General features: G+C 44.3%; 10 protein-coding genes. 8 read left to right on the plus strand and 2 right to left on the minus strand.

Going from position 1 to position 8,051, the window contains the following annotated elements; translation table 11 throughout:
• Positions 1 to 48 precede the first annotated feature (48 nt).
• The 6 genes from BW947_RS16875 (at position 49) to hemF (ending at position 5,084) form a co-directional block, all read left to right on the plus strand.
• Positions 49 to 1,179 (plus strand): LysM peptidoglycan-binding domain-containing protein, encoded by a 1,131-nt coding sequence (locus BW947_RS16875; protein ID WP_076501737.1) that lies wholly within the window; start codon positions 49 to 51, stop codon positions 1,177 to 1,179.
• Between the two features lie 11 nt (positions 1,180 to 1,190).
• The gene (gene dprA / locus BW947_RS16880) at positions 1,191 to 2,279 is read left to right on the plus strand and encodes a DNA-processing protein DprA (protein WP_143562271.1); all 1,089 of its coding nucleotides are present in this window, start codon (positions 1,191 to 1,193) and stop codon (positions 2,277 to 2,279) included.
• Between the two features lie 2 nt (positions 2,280 to 2,281).
• The gene (locus BW947_RS16885) at positions 2,282 to 2,755 is read left to right on the plus strand and encodes a DUF494 family protein (protein ID WP_076501740.1); all 474 of its coding nucleotides are present in this window, start codon (positions 2,282 to 2,284) and stop codon (positions 2,753 to 2,755) included.
• A 118-nt stretch (positions 2,756 to 2,873) separates the two neighbouring features.
• Positions 2,874 to 3,437: a DNA topoisomerase family protein gene (locus BW947_RS16890; RefSeq protein ID WP_076501764.1), complete on the plus strand. Its 564-nt coding sequence runs from the start codon at positions 2,874 to 2,876 to the stop codon at positions 3,435 to 3,437.
• 147 nt (positions 3,438 to 3,584) lie between these two features.
• Positions 3,585 to 4,151: an L-threonylcarbamoyladenylate synthase type 1 TsaC gene (gene tsaC / locus BW947_RS16895; RefSeq protein WP_076501743.1), complete on the plus strand. Its 567-nt coding sequence runs from the start codon at positions 3,585 to 3,587 to the stop codon at positions 4,149 to 4,151.
• A 24-nt stretch (positions 4,152 to 4,175) separates the two neighbouring features.
• Entirely contained in the window at positions 4,176 to 5,084 is a 909-nt protein-coding gene (gene hemF / locus BW947_RS16900) for an oxygen-dependent coproporphyrinogen oxidase (RefSeq protein WP_076501744.1), read from the plus strand.
• 37 nt (positions 5,085 to 5,121) lie between these two features.
• Here the strand turns inward: hemF and BW947_RS16905 are convergent, their stop codons facing one another.
• Positions 5,122 to 5,565: a group II truncated hemoglobin gene (locus BW947_RS16905; RefSeq protein ID WP_076501746.1), complete on the minus strand. Its 444-nt coding sequence runs from the start codon at positions 5,563 to 5,565 to the stop codon at positions 5,122 to 5,124.
• Between the two features lie 153 nt (positions 5,566 to 5,718).
• Here BW947_RS16905 and aroE point away from each other — a divergent pair, with 153 nt between their 5' ends.
• Entirely contained in the window at positions 5,719 to 6,576 is an 858-nt protein-coding gene (gene aroE, locus BW947_RS16910; protein ID WP_076501749.1) for a shikimate dehydrogenase, read from the plus strand.
• Entirely contained in the window at positions 6,573 to 6,845 is a 273-nt protein-coding gene (locus tag BW947_RS16915; protein ID WP_076501752.1) for a DUF1488 family protein, read from the plus strand. Before aroE ends, BW947_RS16915 begins: the two co-directional genes overlap by 4 nt.
• Before the next feature lie 88 nt (positions 6,846 to 6,933).
• Here BW947_RS16915 and BW947_RS16920 read toward each other — a convergent pair whose 3' ends face one another.
• The gene (locus BW947_RS16920) at positions 6,934 to 7,482 is read right to left on the minus strand and encodes a gamma carbonic anhydrase family protein (protein ID WP_076501755.1); all 549 of its coding nucleotides are present in this window, start codon (positions 7,480 to 7,482) and stop codon (positions 6,934 to 6,936) included.
• Positions 7,483 to 8,051: the final 569 nt, after the last annotated feature.

Consider the following 8,051-nt stretch of genomic DNA (forward strand, 5'->3'; position numbering starts at 1 on the left):
TTAGTTCCTATCAATAATAGTAAAAGCTCAAACTAAGAGCCAAACAACATGGAAATGCCCATGAAACGGTTAATTTTAATCGCGTTAATGACTTTAAATTGTACGTTTGTTACCGCCGATACTCTCACGCTAAAAGCGGGATATCCTGAGTCATATGTAGTGAAAAAGGGCGACACTCTTTGGGATATTTCCACTGTGTTTCTAAATGATCCCTGGAAATGGCCACGCTTGTGGGATGTTAACCCACAGATAGCTAATCCCCATCTCATTTACCCTGGCGATCAGCTCACTCTGGTATTTGTCGATGGTCAACCTCGATTAGTACGTAATGGTGCCTCTAGTGATAGTGCTAAGCCGCATATAAAGAAGAGTCCAGAGGGGCGGGTTATTGCTAAAAGCAATGCAATACCAGCTGTTGATCTCACTTTGATAGAGCAATATCTAGTTCAAAATCGAGTGGTTGATAATAACTGGCTTGCTGAACAACCTATGGTGCTATCAGGTGAAAGCCCATCACGTCATCACATTGTTGGTGATGTAATTTATATCGATGGGGTTCTACCGCTGGGGCAAAAATACGGTGCTTATGAACGCGGCCGCGAGTTTTTGAATAAAGAATCGGGTGAAGTGTTAGGTCAAGAAGCCATTTTAGCTTCGACTGGACAGGTGATTGAGTCCGGCAAGGTTTCAAAGATCAAGTTATTAAGCAGTTTTCGCGAAACCAAAGCTGGCTTTAGAGTGCTACCGATGGGAAGTGATTCTTTAATGTCTGCTTACTTCACGCCAAAATCTGCAGAGTTAAAGGCTCCGGCCTTAGTCTTGGCTACAGAGTCGAATTTACGTGAAGCGGGCAAGCTGAATGTCGTTTATCTTGATAAGGGGACTGAAGATGGTATTGAGCCTGGAGTGGTGTTTTCAATTTTCCGTGATGGTGAGGTGATTGTCATCGACCAAAATGGTATGCCGGTGCCTGTTATCGAACGTACTGCTTACGAAAACTTAATTGCTTCAACGTCTACTGATCGTGCCATTCAAATGCCGGATATCTATCATGGTAAATTGTTAGTATTTAAGGTGTTCGATAAAGTGAGTTTAGGATTAATCGTCACGACTGAGCGCCCTGTCCGTGTTGGCGATAAATTAGTCGCACCAGAGTCTTTAGCCTTCAGGGGGCAATAATTTCTGAATACTTGGTCGATTGGTTAATTGTTGGCGCTGTATCTGGGCTGGGACCCGCTAAGATCCAACAATTATTAACGCACATGGAAGTGGACGATCTTAGGCAAAGGTTAGAGCACGAGAAAGAAGCGCTACCTTTATCTAAGCATCTGCTCCAGAGCCTTGCTATTGATTATCAAAAAGTAGATATCGCCCTTGAATGGCAACAGCAATCAGCTGACCATCATTTACTTTGTTTCTCCGATCCGCTCTATCCGCCACTCTTAAAGCAGCTTACTGATCCGCCTACGGTCTTGTTTTTGAAAGGGTGTATAGAAGCTCTCGCATTGCCTTCGCTTGCTATTGTTGGCAGTCGTAATGCATCGCCGGGAGGTTTACAGATTGCTTATCAACTTGCTGCAGAGATGTCATCGATGGGATTTAGTATCTGTAGCGGCATGGCGATGGGGATTGATGGCGCGGCTCATAAAGCCTGTGTTGATTATCACGGACGGACAATTGCCGTGCTGGGTACTGGCATAGAGACGATTTATCCACGTAAACATCGGCAGCTTTATCATGATATTCAGCAGCAAGGCTGTATACTTAGCGAGTTTTGGCCAGATGTTGGGCCGTTTGCGGGTAATTTTCCGAAACGAAACCGCATTATTAGCGGTCTTTCTCTTGGCACTCTCGTGGTTGAGGCTTGCCGTAAAAGTGGCTCTTTAATCACTGCGAGGCTAGCAATGGAGCAAGGGCGTGAGGTGTTTGCCGTTCCTGGCTCAATTCTCGGTGGTTACCATCAGGGTTGTCATGATTTATTACGTGATGGCGCAAAACTTGTAGAGACCGCGGCCGATATAGTGGAAGAATTAGCAAGTTTAACCGCTTTTCACCTTGAAGAATTGAGGCTGCAGCACCATATACAGCAGGATGATGTTTGTGATTTGCCATTTTCGTCGCTGTTAGCTAGTGTAGGTTATGAAACTACAACCCTTGATACTGTAGTTGAACATAGTGGGAAAACGATAGATCTGGTGTTAGAACAAATGCTTGAACTAGAATTACAAGGTTGGGTTATCGCAATACCCGGTGGTTACGTCAGAGTAAAGAGGAGCTAGCCATGTTTGATATCCTCATGTATCTATTTGAAAACTATGTTCACAGTGAAGTTGAATTACTCGTTGATGAAGACGAGTTAACCAAAGAACTCACTCGCGCAGGATTTCATAAGTCCGAGATTTTAAAAGCGTTAACTTGGTTAGAGCGCTTAGCTGAATTACAAGAAGGCGATCAGCCTTATCTTTGTAATCATGATCAGCATTCGTTTCGTATTTATACAAAAGACGAAATGGAAAAACTGGATGTTGAGTGCCGCGGTTTCTTACTGTTTTTAGAGCAAGTGACAGTGCTAAATGTTGAAACCCGTGAAATGGTGATCGATAGAGTCATGGAGTTGGATGAACCAACACTGATTTTAGAAGATTTGAAGTGGGTTATCTTGATGGTGTTATTCAATGCACCCGGTCATGAATCCGCTTACGAGCAAATGGAAGATTTAATCTTCGAGCAACCGGAAGGCAGGCTGCATTCTTAATCGTTGCAAGAGATGCATTATGAGAGAAGGGAGGCTAAGACCTCCTTTTTTGATGCCATTAATTTCTTGATGGCACAGCGCTGATATCCTAATGCGCTACGACAGGTGGTGAATGATTATGTCTAAGATCGATGAACAATTATTTAGTGCCCACGAACACGCACTGGAAAAAGAATACGAGCTTTGTCCTGAATGTGGCAGTGAGTTATCGGTGAAGCACAGTAAGCATGGTGGTTTTCTCGGTTGTAATAACTATCCCAGCTGTAATTATGTGCGCCCTTTAGTACAACACGAATCGATTGAAACTCAAGTGATAGAAGGCTCTGTGTGTCCCGCATGCGGTCATGAACTGGCAGTAAAGTCTGGACGATTTGGTATTTTTATCGGTTGTACACAATATCCCAGCTGCACGCATATTGAAAAACAGGATCAAACGCGCGATCAGCCTGACATTCCTTGCCCTGACTGCAAACTGGGTAAACTTGAGCATAGAACCAGCCGTTTTGGAAAGAGTTTTTATGCCTGTAGCGCTTATCCTAAGTGCAAGTTTATTGTGAATTATCCACCCGTGGCTGAAAATTGTCCGAGTTGTGGTTTTGGGATCTTAGTTGAGCGTAAAGGGGCGGCAGGTATGCGCGTAGAATGTCCGCAAAAAAGCTGTAAATACAAAAGACCACTGTAGTTTATTGTGTGTTCTGCATCTTATTATTTGGCCGATGAAACTGGCTTGCGTATAATCTTCGGCTGACCGTTGATGGGCTGATCAGTATTCGAATTTATCCAAGAACTTGATTGTAGAAATCGACAATACTCAAAAGGTGATCCTAAGATGTTGCAGCTACACCCATCCGATATAAAAGACATTATTCTTCAAGGCGGCGTTGTCGCTTATCCAACCGAGGCGGTTTATGGCCTGGGTTGCGACCCTGATAACGACACTGCTATTCAAAAGTTATTGGCGGTAAAACAGCGCCCATGGCAAAAAGGACTGATCTTAGTCGCCAGTGATTTTCAGCAGCTGTTAGCCTACGTTGATGAAACGCAATTAACAGCTGGGCAGCTCGAATTTGCATTTTCTAAGTGGCCAGGTCCTTTTACCTTTGTGATGCCAATCAAGGTGCATGTTTCAAAATACCTCTGTGGTGAATTTGACTCTATTGCAGTGCGGGTGTCAGCTCACGCGGGGGTACAAGCCCTGTGCCGCGCGCTGAATAAACCTTTAGTGTCGACCAGTGCTAATCTTGCCGGTGAAGAACCTGCATTAACTGCCGAAGACATCCTCATCAATTTTGAAAGTAAAATTGATGCACTGGTATTAGGCGAATTAGGCGCACAACGTCAGCCATCGACCATTATTGATGCGCGTAGCGGAAAAATTTTACGAAATGGACAATGATCCAATACAAGTAAGGATAATAAGATGAGCGTGCCAGATGTTGCAGTAGTTAAAGCTTTTTTACTCGATCTTCAAAATCGAATTTGTACTGGGCTACAGGCTCTGGATGGCCAAGCAAGCTTTGCTGCCGATTCATGGACCCGCGCTGAAGGCGGTGGCGGCACCAGCAGAGTATTAACTCAAGGCGCTGTGTTCGAACAAGCTGGAGTTAACTTTTCCCATGTGACAGGCGCAGCTATGCCTGCATCTGCTACAGCTCATCGCCCTGAATTAGCCGGCCGTAGCTTTGAAGCTATGGGGGTTTCTTTAGTGATCCACCCTAATAACCCTTATATCCCAACAACTCACGCTAATGTGCGTTTCTTCATCGCCCAAAAAGACGGCGCTGATCCCGTGTGGTGGTTTGGTGGTGGTTTTGACTTAACACCTTATTATCCATTTGAGGAAGATGTGCGCCAGTGGCATCAAACATCTAAGGACATTTGCGCGCCCTTCGGCGATGAGGTTTATCCCAAGTATAAAAAGTGGTGTGACGAGTATTTCTTCCTACCGCATCGTAATGAAACCCGTGGCGTGGGTGGATTGTTTTTTGATGACTTGAATCAAGAAGGATTTGATAAAAGTTTTAGCTTTATGCAAGCGGTAGGTAATGGCTTTTTAACGGCCTATGCGCCGATTGTTGAGCGTCGTAAAGATATTGACTTTGGTGAGCGTGAGCGTCAGTTCCAATTGTATCGCCGTGGTCGCTATGTTGAGTTCAATTTAGTTTACGATCGAGGTACCTTGTTTGGGTTGCAGACGGGTGGCCGTACTGAGTCAATTTTAATGTCATTACCACCATTAGTGCGTTGGCAATATGCTTACACCCCAGAGGCTGGTAGCCCAGAGGCTGACTTGTATGATAACTATCTCAAGCCTCGCGACTGGGTTTAGTCGTTAATCTTAAAAAGTGGACGCCACATCTGCATTATTATTGATTACGCATATGATCAGCCAGAGTTGAAATCGCCTCATAAATGGCGGCTCGATGCTCTGGCTTTTTAATGTTCTCTTCAATCGCAAACTTCATACACAACAACCATTGGTCACGCATCGCCTCATCAACAGCGAAATGCATGTGTCGTGCTCGCAATGCTGGATGACCATGTTTTTGCTGATAGAGTTGCGGCCCGCCAAGCCATCCACTTAAAAATTCAAACAGCTTTTGTTCTGATTCCGCAATTGGCGCTCTATGAATAGCAAACAAGGTTGTTGTTTCTTCCGAACTTGCCATCTTCTGATAAAAGCATTGAGCAATAGCGCGGAGTACCTTTTCGCCACCAATTAAGTCATAGGCATTAGATTGATTCGGATCGCGATCATCCTCTGCTGGAGTTTGAGTGTGTTTACTAAAAATCTTCTTAAGCCAGTTCATTGGAATAGTCGTTCACTAAAGTAGAGTTCATTGAGCCGATGGCGCATTATAGCGTGAAACATAGCGTGAAATTCAGTTGAGTATAATTCGGCTTGCGTGGACCTAAAAGCGCGGTAGACTGCAAAGCCATCAAACTGAAAGTTTAATATCGCTATGACAGACAGATACGCAGTGTTCGGCAACCCTATTCGCCACAGTAAATCACCGTTCATCCATGGTCAGTTTGCTGCGTTCACCCAAGAGTCATTGGCTTACGAAGCCATTCTTGCGCCAATTGATAGTTTTGAAGCCTCGTTGACTACGTTTTTCAACGCGGGTGGCAAAGGTGCCAATGTGACGGTGCCTTTTAAGGAACAAGCTTTTGCACTGTGTGACAGTATCAGTCCAGAGGCCAAACTCGCCGGCGCGGTGAATACCTTAACTTTATTGCCTGATGGCACTATTCGCGGTGATAACACTGATGGCTTAGGGCTGGTGGCCGATCTCATCGCGAACTTAGGCAGTTTGCACGATAAAAAAGTATTACTTATCGGTGCAGGCGGCGCCGCACGTGGTTGTATTTTGCCGCTATTAAATGCAGGTATTGCACAGCTTACCATCAGCAATCGCACTCACACTAAGGCACAAGGTTTAGTTGATATTTTTATCGCGGTTAATGATGGCGCCTACGCGAGTAAAGTCAGCGTGATTCAAATGAGTGAGCTTACAGGTGAGTTCGATATCATCATTAATTCTACTTCGGCTAGCCTTGCCGGTGAATTACCTCCCGTACCTGCGCGCATCATCACTACGCAAACCGTTTGCTATGACATGATGTATGGCGCCTCAATGACCGCTTTTAACCAATGGGCATTATCTCAAGGTGCCGCGAAAGTTATTGATGGACTGGGTATGTTAGTGGGGCAAGCGGCTAAGAGCTTTACCCTATGGCGAGGTGTAGAACCCGACACTCAAGTGGTATTGAGTCTTTTGAGGGATAAACTAATGGCTGAGCCTAAGTTGGAAGCATGAATCAAAGTATTCTTTTCCCCGATTTACAGTACTGGGACGATGCCCAAGGGCAAATCTGTTTTATAGCGCAATCGCAGGGAATGAATATTAAATGTTATATCAGTTCAAATAAGCTAGCCGAGCTGAATGATTTTTCTGAGCAGCCAAGTTCTGAAGCTGCGGCTATGTTGGCATTGTTTGATGCGGTAAGATTTGATGCTGAGGAAATAGCAGAAGATTTAATTGCAGCCGAAGACTTCGATGAGTTTGGTGCCGTTCATTTAGGCTAACTGCAATGAAAAGAGATTTAAGGCAGCTGATAGCAAAAGGCGGCAGAAACTAATCAGTCTTTACCGCCTTTCTGACTATCTATAGTGACTAGCTTTTTTGTAGTTCAAGCATGTACTCATTTTTCAATCTGACATAGTTATCAGCAGACTCTGGTAAAAAGGCAATTTCGGCCGCCGTTAATGGGCGTGATTGCTTCGCCGGGCTTCCTACATATAAGTAGCCACTCTCCAATACTTTACCCGGTGGGACTAATGAGCCCGCACCTAAAATCACATCATCTTCTAAAATTGCACCGTCAAGAATAATTGCACCCATACCTACTAATACACGGTTACCGATTTTACAGCCATGAAGCATAGCCTTGTGACCAATTGTCACATCATCACCAATGATCAGTGGATGACCATCGGGACGAGAAGCGGACTTTCGAGTTACGTGCAATAGGCTGCCATCTTGTACATTTGAGCGTTTACCAATTCGAATATGGTTCACATCACCACGTGCCGCCACCATAGGCCAGATACTGGCATCCGTATCTAAAGCAATATCACCAACAAGCACTGAAGCTTCATCTACATATACGTTATTGCCTAATTGAGGATAAGTGCCTTGATAAGTTCTGAGTGGTTCTGACATAGAAAAGTCCCTAATTGAGTGGTTTTTTCTATTATAAAGGTTAAAAACTAGCTGGTCAGGTCAAATATTCCGCTAACAGCGAGAAAATGACAATGATCTCAAAAATAGGGGTTGCGCACTTTCTCAATCTCCCTATAATGCGCATCCACTGACACGGCGATGCGCGTAAGCGATACGGCGAGTGAGGTTGAATTGAACAGGTTACTCTCTGTTGAGAATGGCACTTAATTCAACAGCAGCAAGAAGTTGTAAAAAACTCCTTGACGCACAATGGGAAATGCGTAGAATACGCAGCCCTAGCCACCTGGAAGCATTTGATGCTCAGCGTGGTACTCAGATTCTCTGATGAGATTGAGTTGCTCTTTAACAATATAAAACAAGAAATCTGTGTGGACACTCACAGGTGTTGAGTTAATCGAAACTGCTTAGCCTTCGGGTTGGCAGTCAAAAATTTAAATCAATGTAACAATGAGTGTTCATAGCAATATGTACAGTTTGTTTCTGCTTCCTTTATAAGGATGTGGAAACAAAAAAATCAGAATTCATTGAGCCGCTGATTGGCTTCTTAT

This window comes from Shewanella morhuae (genome assembly GCF_900156405.1).
Classification (GTDB): Bacteria; Pseudomonadota; Gammaproteobacteria; order Enterobacterales; family Shewanellaceae; genus Shewanella; species Shewanella morhuae.

Excerpts from the sequence above, each read along its gene's own strand:
- BW947_RS16875 (WP_076501737.1), top strand. The coding sequence starts at position 49 with ATGGAAATGCCCATGAAACGGTTAATTTTAATCGCGTTAATGACTTTA.
- BW947_RS16885 (WP_076501740.1), top strand. The coding sequence starts at position 2,282 with ATGTTTGATATCCTCATGTATCTATTTGAAAACTATGTTCACAGTGAA.
- BW947_RS16890 (WP_076501764.1), top strand. The coding sequence starts at position 2,874 with ATGTCTAAGATCGATGAACAATTATTTAGTGCCCACGAACACGCACTG.
- tsaC (WP_076501743.1), top strand. The coding sequence starts at position 3,585 with ATGTTGCAGCTACACCCATCCGATATAAAAGACATTATTCTTCAAGGC.
- hemF (WP_076501744.1), top strand. The coding sequence starts at position 4,176 with ATGAGCGTGCCAGATGTTGCAGTAGTTAAAGCTTTTTTACTCGATCTT.
- BW947_RS16905 (WP_076501746.1), bottom strand. The coding sequence starts at position 5,565 with ATGAACTGGCTTAAGAAGATTTTTAGTAAACACACTCAAACTCCAGCA.
- aroE (WP_076501749.1), top strand. The coding sequence starts at position 5,719 with ATGACAGACAGATACGCAGTGTTCGGCAACCCTATTCGCCACAGTAAA.
- BW947_RS16915 (WP_076501752.1), top strand. The coding sequence starts at position 6,573 with ATGAATCAAAGTATTCTTTTCCCCGATTTACAGTACTGGGACGATGCC.
- BW947_RS16920 (WP_076501755.1), bottom strand. The coding sequence starts at position 7,482 with ATGTCAGAACCACTCAGAACTTATCAAGGCACTTATCCTCAATTAGGC.